Source organism: Chromatiales bacterium, from assembly GCA_014323925.1.
Classification (GTDB): domain Bacteria; phylum Pseudomonadota; class Gammaproteobacteria; order Poriferisulfidales; family Oxydemutatoraceae; genus SP5GCR1.
This window is the reverse complement of sequence record JACONC010000001.1, coordinates 137,108-160,490: the sequence shown is the minus strand read 5'-3', so window position 1 is coordinate 160,490 and position 23,383 is coordinate 137,108. Positions and strand designations below refer to the sequence as shown.

At 45.0% G+C, this 23,383-nt stretch carries 19 protein-coding genes; 5 read left to right on the top strand and 14 right to left on the bottom strand.

The window, feature by feature from the left end; genetic code table 11:
* The 12 genes from GDA45_00740 to prfB form a co-directional block, all read right to left on the bottom strand.
* Entirely contained in the window at positions 1 to 573 is a 573-nt protein-coding gene (locus tag GDA45_00740; protein ID MBC6413453.1) for a L,D-transpeptidase, read from the bottom strand.
* 48 nt (positions 574 to 621) lie between these two features.
* Positions 622 to 2,121 (bottom strand): amidophosphoribosyltransferase, encoded by a 1,500-nt coding sequence (gene purF / locus GDA45_00735; protein ID MBC6413452.1) that lies wholly within the window; start codon positions 2,119 to 2,121, stop codon positions 622 to 624.
* Positions 2,122 to 2,132: 11 nt separating this feature from the next.
* Positions 2,133 to 2,687 (bottom strand): CvpA family protein, encoded by a 555-nt coding sequence (locus GDA45_00730; protein ID MBC6413451.1) that lies wholly within the window; start codon positions 2,685 to 2,687, stop codon positions 2,133 to 2,135.
* A gap of 61 nt (positions 2,688 to 2,748) precedes the next feature.
* The gene (locus GDA45_00725; protein ID MBC6413450.1) at positions 2,749 to 3,315 is read right to left on the bottom strand and encodes a hypothetical protein; all 567 of its coding nucleotides are present in this window, start codon (positions 3,313 to 3,315) and stop codon (positions 2,749 to 2,751) included.
* Between the two features lie 27 nt (positions 3,316 to 3,342).
* Complete coding sequence (gene folC, locus GDA45_00720) at positions 3,343 to 4,629, bottom strand: bifunctional tetrahydrofolate synthase/dihydrofolate synthase (GenBank protein ID MBC6413449.1); 1,287 nt, start codon at positions 4,627 to 4,629, stop codon at positions 3,343 to 3,345.
* Between the two features lie 9 nt (positions 4,630 to 4,638).
* The gene (locus tag GDA45_00715; GenBank protein ID MBC6413448.1) at positions 4,639 to 5,490 is read right to left on the bottom strand and encodes an acetyl-CoA carboxylase carboxyltransferase subunit beta; all 852 of its coding nucleotides are present in this window, start codon (positions 5,488 to 5,490) and stop codon (positions 4,639 to 4,641) included.
* A gap of 15 nt (positions 5,491 to 5,505) precedes the next feature.
* Positions 5,506 to 6,321 carry a tryptophan synthase subunit alpha gene (locus tag GDA45_00710; GenBank protein MBC6413447.1) on the bottom strand — a complete coding sequence of 272 codons (816 nt, stop codon included), beginning with the start codon at positions 6,319 to 6,321 and terminating at the stop codon, positions 5,506 to 5,508.
* A gap of 5 nt (positions 6,322 to 6,326) precedes the next feature.
* The gene (gene trpB, locus GDA45_00705) at positions 6,327 to 7,517 is read right to left on the bottom strand and encodes a tryptophan synthase subunit beta (protein ID MBC6413446.1); all 1,191 of its coding nucleotides are present in this window, start codon (positions 7,515 to 7,517) and stop codon (positions 6,327 to 6,329) included.
* 19 nt (positions 7,518 to 7,536) lie between these two features.
* A complete protein-coding gene (locus tag GDA45_00700; protein ID MBC6413445.1) occupies positions 7,537 to 8,172 on the bottom strand; it encodes a phosphoribosylanthranilate isomerase in 636 nt (211 codons plus the stop codon).
* A gap of 279 nt (positions 8,173 to 8,451) precedes the next feature.
* On the bottom strand, positions 8,452 to 11,049 hold the full coding sequence (alaS, locus tag GDA45_00695) for an alanine--tRNA ligase (GenBank protein MBC6413444.1): 2,598 nt from the start codon (positions 11,047 to 11,049) through the stop codon (positions 8,452 to 8,454).
* Between the two features lie 187 nt (positions 11,050 to 11,236).
* Positions 11,237 to 12,700, bottom strand: coding sequence for a lysine--tRNA ligase (lysS, locus tag GDA45_00690; protein ID MBC6413443.1), 1,464 nt, complete (start codon positions 12,698 to 12,700; stop codon positions 11,237 to 11,239).
* Positions 12,701 to 12,713: 13 nt separating this feature from the next.
* A protein-coding gene (gene prfB, locus GDA45_00685) for a peptide chain release factor 2 (GenBank protein ID MBC6413442.1) occupies positions 12,714 to 13,812 on the bottom strand; the annotation gives its coding sequence in 2 pieces (ribosomal slippage) (positions 12,714 to 13,736 and positions 13,738 to 13,812; 1,098 coding nt in all).
* Positions 13,813 to 13,912: 100 nt separating this feature from the next.
* Here prfB and ilvD point away from each other — a divergent pair.
* From ilvD to GDA45_00660, 5 genes are all read left to right on the top strand, one after another.
* Positions 13,913 to 15,592, top strand: coding sequence for a dihydroxy-acid dehydratase (gene ilvD / locus GDA45_00680; protein ID MBC6413441.1), 1,680 nt, complete (start codon positions 13,913 to 13,915; stop codon positions 15,590 to 15,592).
* Positions 15,593 to 15,848: 256 nt separating this feature from the next.
* Complete coding sequence (locus tag GDA45_00675) at positions 15,849 to 16,283, top strand: DUF4396 domain-containing protein (protein MBC6413440.1); 435 nt, start codon at positions 15,849 to 15,851, stop codon at positions 16,281 to 16,283.
* A gap of 121 nt (positions 16,284 to 16,404) precedes the next feature.
* Positions 16,405 to 17,004: a 5-formyltetrahydrofolate cyclo-ligase gene (locus GDA45_00670; GenBank protein ID MBC6413439.1), complete on the top strand. Its 600-nt coding sequence runs from the start codon at positions 16,405 to 16,407 to the stop codon at positions 17,002 to 17,004.
* Positions 17,004 to 17,936 carry a formylmethanofuran--tetrahydromethanopterin N-formyltransferase gene (fhcD, locus tag GDA45_00665; GenBank protein MBC6413438.1) on the top strand — a complete coding sequence of 311 codons (933 nt, stop codon included), beginning with the start codon at positions 17,004 to 17,006 and terminating at the stop codon, positions 17,934 to 17,936. The genes GDA45_00670 and fhcD overlap by 1 nt, the downstream gene beginning before the upstream one ends.
* Before the next feature lie 13 nt (positions 17,937 to 17,949).
* Positions 17,950 to 18,852 (top strand): bifunctional 5,10-methylenetetrahydrofolate dehydrogenase/5,10-methenyltetrahydrofolate cyclohydrolase, encoded by a 903-nt coding sequence (locus GDA45_00660; GenBank protein ID MBC6413437.1) that lies wholly within the window; start codon positions 17,950 to 17,952, stop codon positions 18,850 to 18,852.
* Between the two features lie 96 nt (positions 18,853 to 18,948).
* Here GDA45_00660 and GDA45_00655 read toward each other — a convergent pair whose 3' ends face one another.
* Together GDA45_00655 and GDA45_00650 are read right to left on the bottom strand one after the other, a co-directional pair.
* Entirely contained in the window at positions 18,949 to 20,184 is a 1,236-nt protein-coding gene (locus GDA45_00655) for a ribonucleotide-diphosphate reductase subunit beta (GenBank protein MBC6413436.1), read from the bottom strand.
* A gap of 39 nt (positions 20,185 to 20,223) precedes the next feature.
* Positions 20,224 to 23,097 carry a ribonucleoside-diphosphate reductase subunit alpha gene (locus tag GDA45_00650; GenBank protein MBC6413435.1) on the bottom strand — a complete coding sequence of 958 codons (2,874 nt, stop codon included), beginning with the start codon at positions 23,095 to 23,097 and terminating at the stop codon, positions 20,224 to 20,226.
* Positions 23,098 to 23,383: the final 286 nt, after the last annotated feature.

The following is a 23,383-nucleotide window of genomic DNA, read 5'->3' as shown; positions in this document are numbered from 1 at the left end:
CTAGGGATTGTCTATTCTAGGATTGTCTATTCTAGGTGGAGTTATATAAACCAGAGAGTTTCGCTGCAGTACATTGAAGACCTCTACTATATCGCGGTTATTCATTCTAATACAGCCGAGCGACGAAGGACGACCTATGCGTTTTTCGTCAATCGTGCCGTGTATATAAATATAGCGCCCTTGGGAATCGTGGTAGCCACCTTGATTGATATGCGGTTCAAGTCCGCCTAACCATACGATGCGCGTACAAATAGCATCAGTTTTGCTAATCGTTGCATAACGATTAGGTGATAAGATTTTATCGGTTGGCTGACGCGCTTTGAAAGATCTGTATAACGGTTCGCCATTACCTATTTTATCAACAACTTTGTGCACCCCAGACGGGGTTTTATACGAATCTTTGATATAGCCGATACCGTAGCGCGAGGTGGATACAGAGTATCGCCCAGATAAGTGTAAACGATTAATCAGATAGAGTTTTTGTCTATCAATATCAACGATAGCCAACGGATATTTTGCGCATTTCGGGTATCTCGTTACTAAAAGTCGCGACCGTTCAAACCAACCTGCCATAGTCGGCATCACCGATCATCTACCAACACACCTAGTTGAGCATACTGACTATATTGGTACAACATGCAAATCCGTTGAGTGTATTTTATTTTGCTTAGATTGCTCGCTGCGCTGCAATTTTAATTGTTCTAAATACCCGTCTTCTGGTTCAACCACATAATCGCCGTCAAACATAGAGCAATCAAACTCTTTCAGATGTCTATTCCCTGTCTGTACTGCTTCTATCAAACCATCCAGATCTTGATAAAATAGGCGATCGGCTCCTATCAAAGAACAAATTTGATCTATTTTACGGCCATACGCAATTAATTCACCCGGCACCGGCATATCGATGCCATAAATATTCGGATAGCAAATAGGTGGCGATGCCGAAACTAAGTAGACCTCTTTAGCACCAGCGTCGCGTGCCATTTGTACTATTTGTTTGGAAGTCGTACCGCGCACGATCGAGTCATCTACTATCATTACCTTTTTGCCCTTAAACTCAGGCACTAGAGGATTTAATTTATGACGCACAGATTTTTGTCGTTCTTTTTGCCAGGGCATAATAAAGGTTCGTCCTATATAGCGGTTTTTAATAAACCCTTCACGGTAACGCACCTTGAGTTTGATAGCCAATTCCAGTGCTGCAGTACGGCTGGTATCCGGCACTGGTACGACCACATCGATTTTATAGTCCGGCCACTGCTGCTTAATTTTTTTAGCCAATTGGTCTCCCATACGCATACGCGCCTTATGTACGAAAACATTGTCAATGATCGAATCAGGGCGCGCAAAATAAACATATTCAAATATACAACTGCGATACATTGCAGATTTGCAACATACTTGACTATACATATCGCCCGCTTGATCGATAAATATAGCTTCGCCTGGTTTTAAGTCTCTAATTGTTTCAAATCCAGCAGCATTGAACGCAACACTCTCCGAAGCAAACATATATTCGGTGCCTTGCTCGGTTTCTTTTTTAGCGTAAATTAATGGACGAATCGCGTGGGGGTCGCGAAATGCAACCAGACCCACATTGGATATCATCGCCACTGCTGCGTAGCTGCCGCGCACGCGCCTATGTAGCTTAGTAATCGCCTTAAATATAGCATCCGGCCCTGCTATCAGCGGCATTTGATTGAGTAATTCATTAGCGAATATGTTCAATAAAATCTCTGAGTCCGAACCCGTATTGATATGTCGGTGGTCGTGGGCAAATAATTCTTTAATCAGCTTCTCAGAGTTTATCAGGTTGCCGTTGTGCGCCATGGCAATACCGTAGGGGCTGTTGACATAAAGCGGTTGCGCCTCCTCTTGGTGCGGAGTTCCGGCGGTCGGGTAACGTACATGCGCAATACCCATAGAACCCTTTAGATCGTTCAGATGTCTTTGGTGAAATACATCTCTAACTAAACCGTTACCCTTGTGTTGATATATCTTGCCACTTTCTTGTACAACGATACCGGCAGCGTCCTGCCCGCGATGCTGCAATAACAATAAACCGTCGTGTAGGTTTTGTGCAACTGGCTGATGACTATAAATACCAAGTATTCCACACATATGCGGTCACATCATAAACTAATATGCTCGTTGGCATCGTATTCAGGCTGTGGTTTTAATTCCGCAGGCTGGCCTTGCTCGCTTGGCGTATCGAACTCGAAATGCCGTAAATATTGCTCTGGTAATAGTATCATAATACGCTGTGCACCATTGACAAAAAGTGGTAGTAGCTGAGATTGCTGCCACCACGGATATATAGATACTTTTGTAAGCCCGGCAAAAACGACTAATAACATAACTATCAAAGCCCCTCGTAAAAAACCAAAAGCAGCACCCAGCACATGATCGATACTTCTTAGTATGGCTGTTTTTGCGACTAAACCGCTGAGTGCATTACTCACTGTGTTACCTATAACAAGCGCAATCACGAAAATCAATATAAATGAGGCAACAAAAACTATAGATTCTCCTTCTATCTTGATATCAAACAACTCTCTATCCCAGTTGTGGGCTGTGGGCAATAACCATTGTACTGGGTAATCGGCGAGATAAAAAGCGAGTATCAATGCAACAATCAAACCCGCCAGCGAGAATATCTCCTTAACAAATCCTTTATATATACCCATCGCTATCGAGATAAATATAATCAGGCATATTAAAACATCAGCATAATTCAGCATGCGTAAATCATTCTCTCTCTTTTATAAAAGCATCGGGATAGTCTTCTTTAATCAGTCCTGCCACTTCGCTCAATGTTCGGTAATCATCGGAAATCACCTTGACGATATAGACATCGAGTCCTTGAATCTTTTTGGGTTCGACTTCAATAGCAGTATTTTTTACATTCAATCCTAGCAGTTGTTTACGTACTTCATCAGCATTCTTGGCAATGCTAAAACTGCCTACCTGCATCACCCAAGTGGTGGTCGCTTGGTTTTCAATGGGTGGGACATTTTCGGTGGTGGCTTCGGTGGCGGTGGCGTTCGGCTGTGCAGGTTTGCTTTCTCCGTCAGTTGCATCGAATTGCTTAATATCAAGAGGTTGCGGTGCTTCTAATACAGTGCTATTGAAGTCTTTGAGCGGAACCATAAAACCCTCTTGCTGGTATTTGATTGGCGGCTTTTGTGGGGCGTCTATTTCAATAGATTGCATGGCTCTATAACCCTCACCGTCCAATAATAAAGGCAATACTATAACCGCCACGGCGACCAACACCACAGTCCCCAATAATCGTTGTTTCAATTGCTGTTCCATTTATAGGTTTTAGTTAAAATACCCCTCTCAGCTTTTCAAAGCTTCGGCAACTGTCATCGTCGAGCCGAAAGCTAACAGACGATCACCGTTTTTCATATTGCACATAGCATCATCGTATGCCTCCGATACCGAATTAAAACATTGTATACTATTAGACGCATTTGTATATCTTTCAACAATACTTTTTAGTTGCTCGACCGGCAAAGCGTGAGCCGAGTCAGGTTCCGACAAATGCCAATGATCAACCATAGGCGCGACAATTTTAGTAATGCTGTCGGCATCCTTAGTGGCTAAAATAGCAAACACCGCATGCAATTCTCTGCCGTTGGTGAGGCTTTTTAGGTTTTCTACCATCACTTCGACACCCTGCGGATTGTGACTAATATCAAAGATACTGACGATACTTCCGCCCTCTATGTTTTGCGATTTGATCTGAAAGCGGCCGGGCAAATACGCGGTCGTTAATCCGGCAACTATATCGTCGTATGACACTTGAAAATTTGCCGCCAAGCACCTGAGTGCCATAACGACACAACTTGCATTCTGCAGTTGTATATCTCCGAATAAAGCGGGCAATGGTAAATCGTCTAAGCGAAAATCACGGTGTTCAAAATACCAACTATCACGCTCTCTGCGATAACTAAAATCTTCATTAATTAAATAAAGAGGACGGTCTTTGTTGAGTGCTTTAATAGACTCAGGAGGGGCGATATCGCCGCATATACAGGGCACACCAGGGCGCGTAATCCCGGCTTTCTCATAACCTATCGAGTTGCGGTTATCACCGAGCCATTCAACATGGTCTATACCTATGCTGGTGATAATTGCCAGGTCGGCATCAATGATGTTCACCGCATCCAAACGACCCCCCAGACCAGTTTCCAATAATATAATATCGGGCTTTGCAGACTTGAAACATTGCAGTGCTGCGAGTGTGCTAAATTCGAAAAAACTCAAACTAATGTCGCCGCGATGCGCTTCTATCATCTCAAAAGACCTACACAATTCGCCATCGCTCAGACAACGATTGTTGATTTTAATGCGTTCGTTATAGCGATGCATGTGCGGAGAAGTATAGCTCGCCGTCTTATAGCCAGCGGCACGCAGCATCGATTCCAATAGCGCAACGGTTGAACCCTTACCGTTGGTGCCAGCAACCGTCACCACGGTCTGCTCAGGGTTTAGCAGTTGCATGTTGTCAGCGACTGCTCTGACCCGATGCAAGCCCAGATCTATTTCTTGAGGATGCGTATGTCTATGCTTGTCAAGCCATAGTTGTAGTTCTGCTGAATAATCAGCTTTATTAGACTTCATTTATTGTGTTTAGTTTCTCATCAGCAACGCAAGTATATTGGCAATACGATCACGCATATGCTGGCGGCTTACAATCATATCTATAGCACCGTGCGCTAATAAAAACTCGCTGCGCTGAAACCCCTCTGGTAGTGTCTGCTTGACAGTTTGTTCAATCACTCTAGGACCAGCAAAACCGACTAGAGCTTTAGGTTCGGCAATTATAACATCCCCCAACATTGCCAAGCTGGCCGACACACCCCCCATTGTTGGATCACATAACACCGAGATAAAAGGAATGCGATGCTCAGATAATTTGGCTAAAACAGCACTGGTTTTAGCCATTTGAAATAGAGAGACTAATGCTTCTTGCATACGCGCCCCACCGCTGGTTGAAAAACAAACTAGAGGCATACGTTCTGCTAAACTCTGCTCAGCTGCGCGTTTGAAAAGTTCACCGACTACCGCTCCCATAGAACCACCTATGAAGCGAAACTCAAAAGCGGCAACCACCACCGGTTTAGATTTCAGCGTACCTTGGTATACAATCAAAGCATCGCGTTCAGAGGTATTTTTATAAGCTGCGTTATAACGCTCCTTGTATCGTTGTTTATCTTTGAATTTTAGGAAGTCAGTCGGTCGTATCGTGCCGCTCAGCTCAGTGCGCTGTTCGGCATCAAGGAATAAATCAATGCGCTCTCTGGCTGAGAGTCTGATATGGTATTCACATTTAGGACACACATAGAAATTCTTTTTCAGTTCAGGTTGATACAAGATAGCTTGGCATGCAGGACATTTGTTCCACAGTCCTTCTGGTATCTTGCGGTTATCTGTACGGGAAGTGCGTATGCGCGAAGGAATTAATTTTTCAAACCAGCTCATCTCAGTTCCCTATCATTATTCTATTGTTTTGCGATCCATAGCGCGACGCAAGCCAACTATAAAATCGGCAATATTTTTTTGGTAATCAGCAGTGCGGTTTTGCTCAACAAGACGCACTATCGCACTACCCACGACGACCGCATCGGCCGATTGTGCAACTTGGGCGGCACTTTGTGCATCGTGTATGCCAAACCCTACCGCGATTGGTATCGTTATTATATTCTTAAACTGCTGCACTTTATCAGCAATGTGTGCTGTATCTATGTTTTTAGCACCGGTCACACCCTTTAACGAGACATAATAAACGAATCCACTAGCTGATTTTGCAATGCTATTTAGACGATCGGCAGAGGTCGTCGGTGATACTAAAAATATTATATCGAGAGCCTTGCCGGAAGCCGCGGTTAACAAAGAATCTGCTTCCTCTATTGGTAAATCGACCACCAATACCCCGTCAACGCCGGCTAAGGTTGCCGCGTTGACGAATTGCATCTCACCCATCGCTTCAATTGGATTCTGATAAGTCATCAATATTACTGGAGTATCGCTATCGTCGCGCCTGAACTCGTCGACCATAGCAATCACATCGTGCAAGTTTACACGATGCTCCAATGCCCGCTCACTGGCAGCTTGTATGACCGGACCATCAGCCATCGGGTCCGAAAAAGGAACACCCAGCTCTATCAAATCACCGCCACTTTCAACTAAAGTATGCATCAGCGGCACAGTGGCATCAGGCAGCGGATCGCCAGCCATAATATAAGGTATTAAGGCACTACGCATAGTTACCGCCAATGATTCAAATCGTTTGCCGATACGAGTCGTAGTCATTTAACTTATAAGAAATTACGAACCGTCTCTAAATCTTTATCCCCTCGTCCCGATAAATTGATAATAATAGACTCGTGTTTTTTATAATGCTTTGCCAGTTGTGCAGCATAAGCGAGCGCGTGGCTACTCTCCAGAGCCGGGATAATGCCTTCGTATCGGGTTAAGTGATGGAATGCCTCCAGTGCCTGTTTATCTGTCACGGTGACATAAGAAACTCGCCCGCTATCCTTGAGCCAGGCGTGTTCGGGCCCTACTCCGGGATAATCCAAACCTGCCGAAACCGAATGTGCCGGCAGTATCTGACCGTCGTTATCTTCGAGTAAATAAGTGCGGTTTCCGTGCAATACGCCAGGCTTGCCAGCGGTCAGCGATGCCGAATGGTAGCCGCTATCTAGACCTTCGCCACCCGCTTCTACACCGTATAATTGAATATCTTCATCGTCTAAAAAATCATAGAAAAAACCCAGTGCATTAGATCCACCGCCGACACACGCAAGCAATGCGCGCGGCGATGCAATACCCAATTCCACTATCTGCTGCTTAGTTTCGCGCCCTATTACCGATTGAAAATGGCGCACCATCGTCGGATATGGATGAGGACCGGCGACCGTGCCAATAATATAAAAAGTCTCATCGACATAAGTCACCCAATCACGCATCGCCTCATTCAAAGCATCCTTTAGCGTACGCGAACCGCTTTTGACTGGTACCACTTCGGCACCTAGCAATTCCATGCGATAAACATTGGGCCTTTGTCTTTTAATATCCTCACTCCCCATATAAACCACGCACTCCAGACCTAGTCGTGCAGCCACCGTTGCGGTGGCAACGCCGTGCTGTCCGGCGCCGGTCTCGGCAATAATACGCTTTTTATGCATACGCTTAGCGAGCAATGCTTGTCCCAGTGCACTGTTAATTTTATGCGCACCAGTGTGATTTAGATCCTCACGCTTCAAGTAGATTTGCGCGCCTTGCAAAGCTTCGCTCCACCGACGAGCTAAATATAACGGACTAGGACGGCCTACATAATGACGCAGATCATCCTCGTATTCGGCAATAAAATCGGCATCGTCCTTGTAGCACAGATAGGCCTCTTCTAACTCCTCTAACGGCCACATCAATGTCTCGGAGACAAAACGACCGCCGTAGGGACCGAAATGTCCAGTTGTATTTGCGCTTTCTTGTAATGCTTTCATTGCAACTAGTTTACTCCTGTTATACAGAACTATCGTTATCAGCCCGTAAAACTGCTTGTACGAAAGCTCTCATTTTAATATGATCTTTAACGCCAGCCACTGATTCTACACCACTCACCACATCAACGCCGTGCGGATGGCAGGTAGCAATCGCTTGCCCGACATTTTCTGGTGTCAAGCCGCCGGCAATAAATATAGGGACATCAGTTTTGGGTAATTGATGCCAATCAAAAGCAACACCTGTACCTCCAGCCATTCCAGCACGATGACTATCGAACAATAATATATCTGCACTATTACTATGTGCCGCTATCATTTTTCTTGCTTCCTCACTATCCGCCATAGGTATCGCTTTAATATAAGGCAACGAAAACGATGTACAAAATGTCGGCGACTCACCACCGTGAAATTGTAGGTAATCAACATTGACACTATTTAACACACGCGCAACAAATTCTCGGCTTGCATCCATAAATAAAGCAACTGTGGTCACTATTCTAGTCACTTTACTCAATAATTTCTGTGCTTTTTCGATATCTATATAACGGGGGCTTGATGGGTAGAAAACCAGACCGACCGCATCAACACCCAATGCTGCCGCATAAGCAAAATCGGTTTGTTGATTAATACCACAGAACTTGATACGCGTACGCATTTTATGTTGCTATCTGATTGTCTCAGTCTAGGTGTGACGACCGATCGTATCGTTGGCTAAACCGACTAGACGGTGGTATTGCATATTAAATACATCTAGCTGTCTGTAGATATACATTCTCTTTGCCAGCTTCTTTTTAAGTGCATCAATCATAAACAGGAAGATAAAGCAGTAGGTTAGGAAAATGGGTTAGGAAAATGGGTTAGGAAAATAGGTTAGGAAAATAGGTTCGGAAAATTGCACTAGAGATTACAATGATTATTTAGAGCGGCACGGTAATCAAGCTGCCAGATGATCACGCACCCACTGTGGGACAGTTGCTAGTGCTTGATCTAAAGCAGCCGGATTTTTACCACCGGCTTCAGCCATATCCGAACGTCCACCACCTTTGCCGTCGACTAAGGCGGCAACCGCGTTAATCATCCGCTCTGCCGAAATGCGGTCTGCACAGCTTTTGCTGACACCGGCAACCAATATCGCTCGGTTATTTTTTTCTGCACCTAAAACAATTGCCGCATTACCGAGCTTTATCTTCATTTGGTCAATCAACTTGCGCATTATCTTTGTATCCGCGTGTTTGACACGCGCCGCTAAAACTTGTATGCCATTGATCTCCGATGCTCTAGATAATAACTCGTCATCACCTTTGCTCCCGGTGGCAAGCTGTTCTATTTCTCGCTTCAGCTGCTTATTGCTGTGCAACAACTGCTTAACCTTAGCGACAATCTCCTCAGGAGTCGCTTTTAGATGGGTTTGCAATTCGTTCAAACATAGTTCGTCAGCTTGCACGCGGGCGAGTGCTGCGGCACCAGTAACTGCCTGTATACGGCGCACACCAGCAGCTACTCCGCCCTCTGATACGATCTTAAATAACCCTATATCACCGGTTCTGCCGACATGCGTACCGCCGCATAACTCAGTAGAGAAATCTCCCATACTTAATACTCGCACTTGCTCTCCATATTTTTCTCCGAATAACGCCACTGCACCACGCTGCATCGCCGCATCCTTAGCCATAACCTCGTCTTCAACCGCCACATTCAAACGAATTTGCTCGTTGACTATTTGCTCTATCTGTTTGATTTGTTCATCGGACACTGCGCGGTGATGCGCAAAATCAAAACGTAAATGCGTATCTGTCACTAAAGAACCTTTTTGCACTACACTCTCCCCCAGCACTTGTTTTAACGCAGCGTGCAGCAAGTGGGTCGCCGAATGATTTAATACAATGGCTTTTCTACGCGCATTATCGATAGAGGCTTGCACTGCTTCGCCGGTGGTTAAAGTGCCGTGTTTGAGAATACCGATATGCTTGTGATAATCACCTTGTTTTTGCGTATCTTCTACTTCAAACAACGCGCTTGCAGTTGTCAATTTTCCTATATCGCCGACTTGACCACCCGATTCTCCATAAAACGGGGTGCTGTCTAATAAAATAGTCGCACGCGCGCCTTCGTTGATAGTCTGAACCTTTAGACCTTGGCAAAAAATTTCTCTGATAACGCTGCTTTCGTCGCTCTTATGATAGCCACTAAATTGCTGTGCGGGTGCGGCAATATCTAAAATCTCAGTGCGGTCGATAAAGCAACTCGCTTGTTTCGCTTGTGTACGCTGTTCGTCCATCAAACGATTGAATCCGGCGAGGTCTACGGTTAGCTTTTTTTCTCGCGCAATATCTTGAGTTAAGTCTAAAGGAAAACCGTAAGTATCGTACAGCTTAAAGACCAAATCACCAGGTAAAACCTTAGATGACATCTCTTTGATATGCGCATCCAACATACTCAAACCAACAATCAAAGTCTCACCGAAACGTTGTTCCTCTTTCTTTAGTGTTTGCTCTATATAAGCTGCCTTTTCTTTTAGTATCGGATAAGCTGCAGCCATATTCTCAACCAGTGGCGACACCAGTTTATAAAAAAAAGGCTCGCTGATACCCAGCTTATGACCGTGCCGCAAAGCGCGGCGAATAATACGCCGCAATACATAGCCACGCCTCTCGTTAGATGGAACAACACCGTCGACAATTAAAAAACTACTGGAACGCAAATGGTCAGCAATCACTTTTTGCGAGGCATCGTCTGAGGATTGATCCGCACTCAGTTCGGTAATCGCGTCGATTAACGGCATAAATAGATCGGTTTGATAATTATCGCATACGCCTTGCATGACTGCAGCGATACGCTCAAGCCCCATGCCGGTATCGACCGAAAGTCTAGGTAAATCCGAAAGCACGCCGTTGGCGTCTCGCTCGTGTTGCATAAACACGAGGTTCCATAACTCTACATAGCGGTCGCCTTCTTGTTGCGCAGTGCCAGGCGCACCACCGGCTATACCTGCACCGTGATCGTAAAATATCTCGCTACAAGGACCACAGGGACCAACCTCACCCATCGTCCAAAAATTATCACGCGCACCAGTGCGCACTAAACGATCCTCGCCGATACCTATCTCCCTAAGCCAGATTCGTGCAGCCTCGTCGTCTTTATCAAAAACTGTAATCCACAACCTATCTTTAGGCAGTAGCAATACCTCAGTGATATATTCCCAAGCATACGCGATAGCCTCACGCTTAAAATAATCGCCGAAACTAAAATTACCCAACATCTCGAAAAATGTATGATGACGATAGGTATAACCAACATTTTCCAGATCATTATGCTTGCCGCCTGCGCGTATACAACACTGGCTACTGACCGCTCGCTTATAAGATGCTTGTTCTTTACCCAAGAATATATCCTTGAATTGCACCATCCCGGCGTTGGTGAACAATAAGGTGGGGTCGTTCGCCGGCACTAGCGGAGCAGAAGGTACCAGCCGATGCGCCTTTGCCACGAAAAAATCTAGAAAAGATTGTCTAATTTCGTTTGCTGTTTTCATAAGCTTAAAATACTATATTCTACCAAATGCACAATAAAAGATAACTAGAAAGTTTAAAACCGTAAAGACAACCTTGAATTGCTAGGTTTCTACACAAAGCAGAGACCGCAGGTGCTAGTGTACAGTGTCATTGCGTTGGGCGTGCTGTAACAATACGCTTCTGCGCCCTACTATTTCTTAGCCCCTACTATTTCTTAGCATGTAATAACGGGAAAAGGATAACATCTTTAATCGCGGTGCAACCAGTCAGTATCATCACTAGGCGATCTATACCAATACCGACACCTGCGGCTGGCGGCATGGCATATTCTAGAGCCTCTATATAGTCAGCATCGTAATACATTGCTTCGTCGTCGCCAATGCTTTTTTGCTGCGCTTGCGCTTTCAGTCGGCGGGCTTGCTCAATGGGATTGTTCAGTTCCGAAAAACCGTTAGCAATTTCATAGCCTGACACGAACAATTCAAATCGCTCAGCAACATCGGGAGTGTCTGGTTTTGAATGCGCAAGCGGTGAAACAATAGTCGGATAATCTGTTACAAAAGTAGGTTTTTGCAACTGTGGTTCAACTTGTTTTTCAAACAATGCCATCTGTAACAAATAAGGATTGTCAATGTCACCTACTGTAATGCCTTTGCTCAGCGCACAGTTTTTTAATACCTGCGGATTATCTAAGGATTGTTCGTTCAAGTCGTCTATATATTCTAGCAGTGCTTGCTTGAAAGTCATGCGTACAAACGGCTGGCTTAAATCACAATCACTAGCTGGCGGTGGGTGCGGAAATTGCTCTTGCAGGTACAGTTGACAATTTCTCAGCAGATCCTCAGTTCTATCCATCGCTAGGCGATAATCTGTGTACGCTTGATAAAACTCGAGCATCGTAAATTCCGGATTATGATGGCTTGATATACCTTCATTTCTGAAATTGCGATTCAATTCGTAGACTTTTTCAAACCCACCAACTAGCAATCTCTTGAGATAAAGTTCAGGGGCAACCCGCAAATACAATGTCATATCCAAAGCATTGTGATGGGTCACAAAAGGTTTGGCTGCAGCACCGCCGGACAACCCTTGCATCATCGGCGTTTCTACCTCAAGAAAACCAACGCCACCTAAATATGACCGTAGGTAAGCGATAATCCGAGAACGTTTTTCAAATACTGCCAAGCTATCGGCGTTGATGATTAAATCTAAATAGCGTTTTCTATAGCGAGTTTCTATATCGGCTAAACCATGAAATTTTTCAGGTAAAGGATGTATAGATTTTGCCAGTATACGCAGTGCCTTCACCCGTACACTCAACTCGCCGGTTTTAGTCTTCGTTAGAGTACCAGTGGCAGAGACTATATCGCCGCTATCGAGTAATTCAAAAGTCTGCACTATCTCGGGGTTGGTCATACTGAGCATTAGCTGTATCTTGGCACTCGCATCGTGTAATTCAATAAAACTGGTCTTACTCATTTGTCGTTTTGCCATTACTCGCCCAGCGAGTGCCGCCGATACATTGTGTTTTTCTAACTCGTCGCGTGTTAAGTGCCCGTACTGCACTTGAAAATGTTCGGCAAGCGTACGTTCAATATTGTTAGGATAAATGTCGCCCCGTTGTAGTAGCTTAGCTAGTTTTGCTCTGCGGTCGGCAGCTTCGTCGCTCATGGCATGTTCTCTATCAATAACCTTGCTTGAGGCTTTCTTCTATAAACGCGGTGATATCTCCGTCAAGCACTGCTTGCGTATCAGTATTCTCGTAGCGGGTGCGCAGATCTTTGATACGCGATTGATCCAACACATAAGAGCGTATTTGATTGCCCCATCCTATATCGGATTTACTCTCTTCCGCTGCTTGTTTTTCACCTAGCTTTTTGCGCATTTCCAATTCATAGAGCTTAGCTTTTAGTTGTTTCATTGCAACACTTTTATTCTTATGCTGTGACCTATCACTTTGACACTGCACGACGATAGAAGTCGGCAGGTGTGTAATTCTAACCGCTGATTCGGTTTTGTTGACATGTTGACCACCTGCACCACTCGCTCGATAAACATCAATACGCAGATCACTCGGATTGATTTCTATCTCGACTTCATCATCAACTTCAGGGTAAACGAATACCGAAGCAAAGGAAGTATGCCGTTTGTTGCCAGCATTGAACGGCGACTTACGCACCAATCTGTGTATGCCAGTTTCACTGCGCAACCAACCGTATGCATAATCACCTTGTAGGTAAATAGTTGTACTTTTAATTCCAGCAACTTCCCCCGGCGATATTCCAGTGATGTTGGTCTTAAAGCCTTGCCGCTCAGCCCAACGCAAATACATACGCAACAACATCTCTGCCCAATCCTGAGCTTCAGTGCCGCCGGAACCAGAATTGATATCTAGATACGCATTATTAGCATCCATCCGACCACCAAACATACGCTGAAACTCCAGAGCTGCGACCCGCTCGGATAGTTTTTGTATATCGTCTGCCAATGCCGTTAGGGTATCGGTGTCTTGCTCTTGCTCGGCAAGTTCAAGTAACGCACGGCTGTCTGTCAAACCTTGTTCCAATGCACTTAAGTCAGTTATGATTTTTTCTAAAATACTACGCTCTTTACTCAGACCGCGGACCCGCTCTTGCTGGTGCCAAATAGCCTGATCTTGCAACTCACGACTCAAAGCCTTATAGCGTTCTTGCTTTGCATCAATGTCAAAGATACCTCCTCAGCGCATCGCTGCGTTGTGTCAAATCCTCTATAGTTTGCTTAATGATATTGAACTCTTCCATTCGCTTTCTAAAAAATTATTGTAATCTAGTACAGTATACTATGCTACAACTAAAGCATGTATATGCTGTCTGTTCAGCTTTTGTTGTATATAATAGAGCAATGGCAAAAAATACTAGACCTTATTCGTCGATTATCGTGGACGGAGATGCGCGCGCACCCAGTCGTTCAATGTTGCGCGCAGTGGGTTTCAAAGATAAAGATTTCAATAAACCTCAGATCGGGATTGCATCTACTTGGGCAGAGGTCACACCTTGTAATATGCACATTGATCGTTTGGCTCGGCGTGCTGCAAAGGCGGTTGACGACGCCGGTGGCAAAGCCTTAATATTCGGCACTATCACCGTCTCAGATGGTATTTCTATGGGTAGTGAAGGAATGAAATATTCACTGGTGTCGCGCGAAGTGATTGCCGACTCTATCGAGACAGTGGTCGGCTGCGAAGGCTTTGACGGGCTTATAGCTATCGGTGGATGCGATAAAAATATGCCTGGCTGCATGATGGCAATTGCGCGCTTAAACCGACCAGCGGTGTTTATATACGGTGGTACGATACTGCCGGGGACTCTAGGCAAAAAGAAATTGGATATCATCAGTGTATTTGAAAGTGTCGGCAGTAGAGCAGCTGGAAATCTAAGTGCTAGGCGACTTAAGCAAATTGAATCGCGTGCGATTCCGGGTGCCGGATCCTGCGGTGGTATGTACACCGCTAATACGATGGCTTCGGCTATAGAAGCACTGGGTATGAGCGGGCCAAACAGTTCAGCGCAAAATGCAGTGTCGCGTGCCAAAGCAGAAGATTGCACTACCGCCGGCAAACTGTTGCTCAACTTAATCAATAAACAAATATTACCGCGTGACATCATGACCAAAAAAGCATTTGAAAACGCTATCACGGTGGTCACTGCGCTCGGTGGTTCAACCAATGCAGTGTTGCATCTGATAGCCATGGCACACAGTGCTGGCGTTAAACTAAAGCTCGACGACTTCTCCAGACTAGGGCGTAAGGTGCCTGTGCTTGCTGATCTTAGACCCAGCGGTCGCTATCGGATGTCCGAACTGATACGCATTGGAGGTATACGCCCGTTGATGAAACAACTGTTGGAAAAAGGATTATTACACGGTGATTGTTTGACTGTCACTGGTAGAACACTGGCCGAAGATCTAAAAAATACACCCGACTATCCTAAAAACCAAAACATTATCCGCAGCTGGGACCGACCGATTAAAGCAGACGGACATCTGGTCATTTTGCGCGGCAACCTAGCACCGCGCGGTGCAGTTGCCAAGATTACTGGTAAAGAAGGTAGTCAATTTACTGGGCCGGCGCGCGTATATAATTCCGAAGAGGAAGCTCTGCAAAGTATCTTAGCTGGCAAAATCAAAAAAGGAGATGTCGTCGTCATTCGCTATGAAGGTCCACGCGGCGGTCCTGGTATGCGCGAGATGTTGTCACCGACCTCGGCGATTATGGGTCGCGGTTTAGGCAACGATGTTGCATTGATTACCGACGGCCGCTTCTCCGGAGGTAGCCACGGTTTCGTCGTCGGACATATTACACCTGAGGCGGCAGCTGGTGGTCCTTTGGCGATCATCCGAGATGGGGACTCGATTACGATTGATGCGATAGCAAGAAAGATTGATCTTAACTTGTCGGCTGCACAAATCAAAAACCGGCTGAAAAAATGGCAAGCACCGCAGGTAAAACATCGGCATGGTACACTTGCTAAATATGCGCGGTTGGTCGCTTCAGCTTCCGAAGGTGCAATCACTGACCGATGATTGATCCACTGACCTATGATTGATCCCCTGACCTATGATTGATAATGTACTTGAGCTTATACACGACAGCATACTCATGGCCTCGGAGTTATACTGAGCTACCCTGCATAAAACTTCATGTGCAGTGCTTATACCACTGATGTGAGATATATAACAATCTTTGAACGCTGGTAAGCTTGATCAAAATACTATTCATAAAAGATATAAAACCGAAGCACCCGAAATAATGTTTGTTAGAACTTGCTAATCGGCCATTATGATAGATTTTTGGACATCCGGACAGCTTTGGGCAAAGAGTGCGTATAACACGATGTGGTGTCTGATAGGTTGTGCTATTGGTGATTTAGGCACTATTGCGTATTTTCAGTTCACTGGTATACCCTGGCATACGCTTTATATTATGCTACTGGCGATGACCAACGGCTTGATTACCAGTATCGTACTAGAGACTTTTATTTTGATGCGGCGGCAACATTTTCCATTGATAACTGCATTGCGAACAGCGATGGGGATGAGTTTTCTATCCATGCTGGCAATGGAAGCGGCAATGAATACAACCGATTTTATTATGACTGGCGGTGCACTATTGACGCCGACGGTGATATTACCTATGCTATTAGCAGGTTTTATCACACCTTGGCCATATAACTATTGGCGATTGAAAAAACTAGGGCTGGGCTGCTGCCATTGAATAGCGGTATATTATATAATAGCTTGCTTAAAATAAACACGCTAAAGCTTTAACTGATTATCCCATTCTTTTATAAGGAGTAAAAAATATGTCATTGACACAAGAAGAACTGAAAGTTCTAATGGAAAAAAAGAACTTAATGCGGCGTAAAGCCTACGATGCGAGAGCAGCACAAGAAAAAAAAGACGAGATTAGCGAGAAGATTTGCGATAAGTTTATCGCATTGACGGAATACCAAAGCGCAACAACTGCAATGTGGTACATAGACTGTCGATCAGAGACCCGCACCAAAAAACATCTGCAACAGGAAATTGAAAAACAGGACAGAAAAATTATCGTCCCTTATTGCACGGTAGACGACAAAGGCGATAATAAACTGGGGCTGTGGCATTTGGAGAGCTTTGACGAGCTTATCGTTGGAAAATGGAATATATTGGAACCACCGCGCGAACTGTGGGGTAACCCAGATAAAGAAGCGAAGCCTGAAGAGCTTGACATCGTAATGGTGCCGGGAGTTGGTTTTGACAAAAACGGCGGACGGATGGGCAACGGTCAGGGATATTATGATCGATTGCTGGAAAAGGTTCGCAAAGATTGTCCGCTGGTAGCCATCTGTTATGAATCGCAGTTGTGCGACGAAATACTGGTAGGGCCTCACGATATATTTATGGACAAAGTGATTACCGAAAAAGCAGTATACGAGGGTAAAGGGCGAGATTGATGGATACCATAATAGATGATACTTATGCAGAGGCTTTTAAGAGCCTTTATGTAGAGTTTCTGATTACTGCGCGCGATCGCAAATGGTTGGATCACGCAGTTAACGCGTGCACTGGTAATGCGTCTAGTTCGATACTTTGCGATTGTGAAGCTGGTTTAGATCGCTATGTCGGACCGGGAGGCGATGACAGCGTACAAACCCCAGATGGCAGACCAGGTGCTATCGTTCAGCTGCATGTGCCACGCTTTTGGAAAGACCGAGTGCAGAGACTTGAGAAAGCGGCATTGGTGCGCATCAGTCAAAATATATTGACTTGTCCGACTGCCTCCTGCTTCAATATGTTGGAGGATAGCGAAAATTATTACCAGATAGGCCGCAAAATCGCTTATTTTGGCAATGGTTATCAGAAGCGTGTAGAGCGTTTCGGCCGGGAAATGTGGTGGATACCAATACTCGGAGGAGAGTTTATATTAGACCGTCGCCTTGGTTATCGTGAAGGTCTGATGGGTGGTAATTTATGGTTTTTCGGCAAAGATACCGACTCAGCATTAGCGGCTGCCGAAAAAGGTGTCGAGGCGATTGCACCTATGGCTGAGGTTGTCACCACATTCCCTGGCGGGATTGCCGGTAGCGGTTCCAAAGCCGGCAGTCGTTACGATTTTACGATTGCCAGTACTTACGAAAAATTCTGCCCTATGCTACAACAACATCCTGATGTAGAGCATGGCTTACCCGAAGGGGTTGCATCGGTAATGGAGATTATTATGAACGGTCGCAATATAAAAGCGATTATTGCAGCCACTCAAGCAGCGATAAAAGCATCATCGGGCAGCGAAGGTTTAACGATGATCTCAGCTGGGAACTACGGCGGTAAACTAGGCAAAAGTCTAATTTATTTACACCCAGCCAAGCAACCCGCTTTACCCACCTAGCAAGGTAACAGCTATGCAATCAGCGGTTATTATGGATGGACAAAGTCTATCGCGTAAAATCGCTCACAATTGTGCGCTAAAGTTAGCCGATCTAGGCAATCCGAAAATTGTGCTGGCCACCATACTAATCGGTGACTATGCACCTAGCCATCTCTATGTGAACCTAAAAATGCAGCTTGCCGAAAAAGCCGGTTTGACCCCGCATTTAGTTAAATTACCGGCCGAGGTGAGCAACGATGGCATTGAAGACACCTTACTAAGTCTCGCCGACGACAGCCAGATACACGGAATCTTATTACAGCTACCGTTACCCGAACACTTGGATACTGACCGTTTATTGGAAATGATCCCTCCAGAAAAGGATGTTGACGGGCTAACCTTTCAGAGTATGGGACGGCTTGTCAAAGGTGGTGTCGGCCTGGCACCCTGTACACCACTCGGGGTAATGCGATTGATTAAAGAATACAACATCACCACGGCAGGCCGTTCGGCAGTCGTTATCGGACGTTCCTTTTTAGTCGGCATACCACAGACATTACTATTATCTAAACAAGGAGTGGATGCGACTGTTACACTCTGCCACTCTAAAACCGACGCTATAGAAGATATATGCCGCGACGCTGACATCGTTGTTGCTGCGACCGGCATCAACGCGTTGATAGGAAAATCGGCGATTAAACCAGGTGCTACGGTATTTGATGTTGGCATTACTCAAGTAGACGGAAAAATTGTCGGCGATGTCATTTTTGACGAAGTCAAAGAAGTTGCCGGGGCAATTACGCCTATGCCTGGCGGTACTGGACCTATGACGGTTGCCAGCCTTATAGAGAATACGATTAAAGCAGCACAAATGCAGGGCGTGATTGAAAGCGATGTGCCGCCCGATGGTCAAGACGCCGAGAACGAATATTTTTAGTCAAGCAGTCAATGCGAACACCCTACGCATAACACCTAGACTGTCATATTTCTACAGCTTGCGGCGCGCAGGGTCTATGGTTGCTTGGTTTAGATATTAATCCCAGTTTAAGGCACCGCCAGTTTGATATTCGGTCACTCTGGTTTCAAAGAAATTCTTTTCTTTCTTTAAGTCTAACACTTCGGACATCCACGGAAACGGGTTGGTCGCACCTGAAAATTGTGCTGGTAACCCGATTTGATTAAAACGGCGGTTGGCTATGAATTCTACATATTGCTTAAACAAATTAGCAGTCATTCCTAACATGCCGCGTGGCATGGTGTCTTCGGCATAGAGCTTTTCATATTTTACGCCTTCCATAATAAGTGCAATGATTTCCCGCTTAAACTCTTCAGTCCATAATTCAGGGTTTTCAACTTTTATTTGGTTGATTACATCGATACCGAAATTCATGTGCATAGATTCGTCGCGCAATATATATTGAAACTGCTCTGAGATACCAGTCATTTTGTTGCGGCGTCCCATAGACAAAATCTGTGCGAAGCCGACATAAAAAAAGATACCTTCAAACACTACATAGAAAGCAATGAGGTCGCGTAATAACCGTTGTTTATTTTTCAAAGTGTCGGTCTTAAATGTAGGATCGCTCAAACTCTGAGTATAAGGTAGTGCCCATTCGGATTTTTTAGCCACTGACGGAAGCTCGCGATACATATTATATACTTCACCTTGGTCTAAAGATAAGGACTCTATGCAATACTGATAGGCGTGAGTATGCAAAGCTTCTTCAAAAGCTTGGCGCAATAAATATTGACGACACTCAGGGTTAGTAATATGACGATACACCGCAAGCACCAGATTATTCGCAACTAGGGAGTCGGCAGTAGAGAAAAATCCTAGATTACGTTTGACGACCATACGCTCGTCTCTACTTAAACCTTCGGGGTCTTTCCACATTTTTATGTCAGCAGTCATATTAATCTCTTGCGGCATCCAATGGTTACCACAAGCCATCAGATATTTATTCCATGCCCATTCGTATTTGAGCGGCACCAGTTGGTTCAAATCAGCGCGGCAGTTAATCACCTTCTTATCGTCTACCTGTATGCGAGCCGCACCTCTCTCGATGGACTCCAAGCCAGTCATACCACTTTGTTCAGTCTGCGGTTGCTCGCTCGACGACACATCTTCTGACACACCTTCTGACATATCTTCTGACATATCTTCTGACATATCTTCTTTTACGGGGGGGGTAGCGAACTTCGCAGTTCCCTTAGCAGTAGATTCGGCAAAGGGATCTTCCCAATCCGAAAAAAATTGACTTTGCTGCATAATGCCTCCTTTATCTATCTTATCAAATAAAAAAATCGCTTACTGGCATGCTTCACAAGTATCGTCCAGCACCAAACACTCTTGCTGACCATTTTGCTTAACTTCAACTGCATTCAATTTGCCGTCGGTAGTCTCCATCGTGCTCTTCTCAACATGGGAGGCGCCTAACGCGCGTAAATAGTAGGTCGTTTTCAAGCCTCTGAGCCAAGCTAATTTATAAAGTATACTCATTTTTTTGCCATCCGGCTCGGCCATATATAAATTCAACGATTGCGACTGGTCTATCCACTTTTGCCGGCGCGAAGCAGCTTCCACCAACCACCTTGGGTCGATCTCGAATGAAGTCGCATAAATCTCTTTTAACTCATTGGGTATTCGCTCTATTTTTTGTATGCTACCATCGTAATACTTTAGATCGTTGACCATGACCGCGTCCCACAGACCCAATTTTTTCAGTTCTGCTACCAGATACTCGTTGATAACCGTAAACTCGCCCGATAGATTAGATTTGACATAAAGATTTTGATAAGTCGGCTCAATGCTTTGTGAAACCGAGCAGATATTGGAAATAGTCGCAGTCGGTGCTATTGCCATTGTGTTGGAGTTGCGCATCCCATATTTTTTGACGCGCTTACGCAGAGCATCCCAGTCCATGGTTTGTGATGTATCCATGTCCAATAACTTGCCGCGGTTGTCGGCGAGCAGATTTATAGAGTCTATAGGCAGTATGCCTTGACTCCACAGCGAACCGTGGTAAGTAGAATAAACACCTCTCTCTTTGGCTAGTTCAACCGATGCGTCAATTGCATAATAGCTAATCGCTTCCATAGAACTATCGGCAAACTCAACCGCAGCTTCGCTTGCATAAGGTATGCGTAATTTATAAAGGACATCTTGAAAACCCATGACACCCAGACCCACCGGACGATGGCGCAAATTAGAGGTTCTCGCTTTTCTAACGCTGTAATAATTATACTCAATAACATTGTCTAACATGCGCATCGCGGTGCGAATCGTTTTACGCAACTTATCAGTATCTAGCCCTTTATCTCCCAAGTGGGCAACTAGATTAACCGACCCCAAATTGCACACTGCAATTTCTTCGTCGCTGGTGTTGAGCGTAATTTCGGTGCACAAATTAGACGAGTGTACGGTGCCAAGGTGTTGTTGCGGTGAGCGTAAATTGCAGGAGTCCTTGAATGTCAACCATGGATGCCCGGTTTCATAAAGCATACTAAGCATCTTACGCCACAAATGATCGGCTTTGATGCGCTTATAGAGTTTGATTTCGCCGCGCTCAGCAGCAGCCTCGTACTCGGTATAACGTTTTTCAAACTCACTCCCGTATACATCGTGCAAATCGGCAACCTCGTTGGGTGAAAATAATGTCCAGGTTTCATCTTCTCTCACACGTTTCATAAACAGATCAGGAATCCAATTTGCAGTATTCATATCGTGCGTGCGGCGGCGGTCGTCGCCAGTATTTTTTCTGAGTTCGAGAAACTCTTCTATATCCAGATGCCAAGTTTCCAAATAGGCACAGACCGCTCCTTTGCGTTTGCCACCTTGATTGACTGCAACTGCAGTGTCGCTAGCTACTTTCAAAAACGGCACAATGCCCTGCGACTCGCCGTTAGTACTTTTTATATAAGAACCCATCGCCCGCACCCTAGACCAATCGTTACCCAAACCACCGGCAAACTTCGATAGCATTGCGTTTTCTTGTATGGCACCAAAAATCCCTAATAGATCGTCGGAGACAGTCGTCAAATAGCAAGACGACAGCTGTGGACAGTAGGTGCCGGAATTAAATAAGGTAGGCGTAGAACTCATAAAGGCGAAATCAGAGAGTAAATCGTAGAACTCTATCGCTCGTTGCTCTCGGTCTACCTCGTTGATTGCCAAGCCCATGGCGACACGCATAAAAAATGCTTGTGGCAACTCAAAACGTACTTTATTACTGTGTATGAAGTAGCGATCGTACAAGGTCTGTAAACCCAAATAATTAAATTTCAAGTCGCGCTGCGGTTGCAGTGCTTTTGCTAGTTTCTGCAGATCGAACTCGTCGTGCAAGCGCCTGTCAAGCAACTCTAGGTCGCACGCGCGTTTTATATAAGCGATAAAATAGTCGGGATACCTCTCCGTCATCTCGCTGAAAACCGCTTCGCTATATCGGCCGTCTATAAACGACAACGCCTCGCTTCGTAATTGATCCAACAGTAGGCGTGCAGTGACTTTGGCGTAAGCCGGTTCTTTTTCAACCATAGAGCGGGCAGCATAAATAAGTGAGTTGACAATCTCTTTAGCATTAATGCCGTTGTAAATATTTTTGTACACTTCACTGATGACTGCATCGGCATTTACTGCATCAATACCGTTGCATGCCTCTTGACATATCTGCTTGATACGATTTGAATCCAGAGGTCTACTTTCACCGTCTTCGTAGCTGACTAAAATGTCTTTAGTGATGGCTTTGTTATCAGTTTGCTCGCTACTACGCTTGCGCGCTTGTTCTTCGCCACGCTTGCGAGCTTGTTCTTCGCGATAGAGTACATAAGAACGAGCAACTTTGTGATGGCCGTTGCGCATCAATGCCAATTCAACATTATCCTGTATATCTTCTATATGAAAAGTAGATCCATCCGGGCGCGAACGAGTAAGCCCGGCGACAACCTGTGCGGTCAAATTGTCAATTGTTTCACGCACCCTTGGCGATGCTGCAGCTGCTGAACCTTCTACTGCGATAAAGGCTTTACTCATCGCTACATGGATTTTGTTATTATCAAATGTAGCAACTGAACCACTGCGGCGCATGACCTTAAATGTGCCAGGAGCAACATTGGATATTTCGGCAACTTTGAGTTCCGATACATCATGGGAAACCTGGTTATGGGAAACCTGGTTTGGTTTCATTGTTTGAGATCTGTTATCTGTAGCTTGCGACTTACCGCCGTTTTTATTTTTTATCACATCCATTAAATATTTTATTTGGGTATTCAGCTCATCGGTTTTTTTATACCATTCATCTGAAATAACTTTTCAAAAATTATTTTTGCTATCCAGATTGGTAAAAAAATATATAGCGGTCAGTATATTAGATTAGGGTGCTTTGCGCAAGGCAGTGAGTAATAGATAGGCATTTAGCAGCATTGCGCATACATCGGTAAAGAAAAACGAAGACCTAAGCAACGAAAAAAGA